1 protein-coding gene is annotated in these 851 nt (G+C 42.1%); it reads right to left on the reverse strand.

What is annotated here, in order from left to right:
* Positions 1 to 288: 288 nt before the first annotated feature.
* A partial coding sequence (locus FW757_RS23125; RefSeq protein WP_446441783.1) for an IS91 family transposase occupies positions 289 to 851 on the reverse strand: 563 nt, incomplete at its 5' end.

Here is an 851-nt window from a genome sequence, read left to right on the forward strand (position 1 = left end):
AACATTTTAGTATTATGCGACACGCAGTTTGTGTTGCATAATCGCTTGTTGGACTGAGGTGTTACTTATGCTATGGGAATTTGCTTTTTATGGCCTAAGCGATATCAAGCCAACTTTACTGGCGTGTCTATCGTATCTAAGCTATCCCTGCGTTACTCAGCGTTTATTATGCACCTATTAAACCTAATGTTTCACCGTTAAGCAATGATCTTTTTCTCACGCACAATCGCGAGTAGCCTGAGCAGTTAAGCAGGTTAACTCATTGATTTAATGCAGCAAGCTAGGCCGCTAACTCGTTCGAACTATTTCATTCGTCGAAATATCTGAGGTTATCACACCAATAAACCGTAAGATACCAACCTTACATGACTGACAAGGCCAATACGGTATCAATGGTTCTTGCTCTGTTTTGGGCTTCACCGCTTTGCATGCGGTGGATACATGAGCCCTTATCAGGGCTAACTTTCGCTTACGACACGCATTAGCTAAAAAACCATAGTGGCGAATGCGCATAAACCCTTTCGGCAATACATGTTGTAAGTAGCGCCGTAAAAATTCATCACAACTCAGTGTCATTACTTTATCGCGGTTGTTATCTGCATAATCGCGATATTTAAAGCTCACTGACTGCTCATTCACTGACACTAATCGTGATTCTGACATCACGCCTTTTCGGGTATAACGAGCAAGGTAACTAACTAGCTTTTCACTGTACGTTAAACAGGCTTTGCTATACACGCACCATTTGGTTGGCGTGTTTATCTTCGCGAATGAACTATCGCATTCATTGAGCGCCGCCAGCATTTTTCCTCTAAAGACTGTTGATAACGCTTTTACGGGGTATAAATAGT

The organism is Pseudoalteromonas sp. 1181_04, assembly GCF_052850545.1.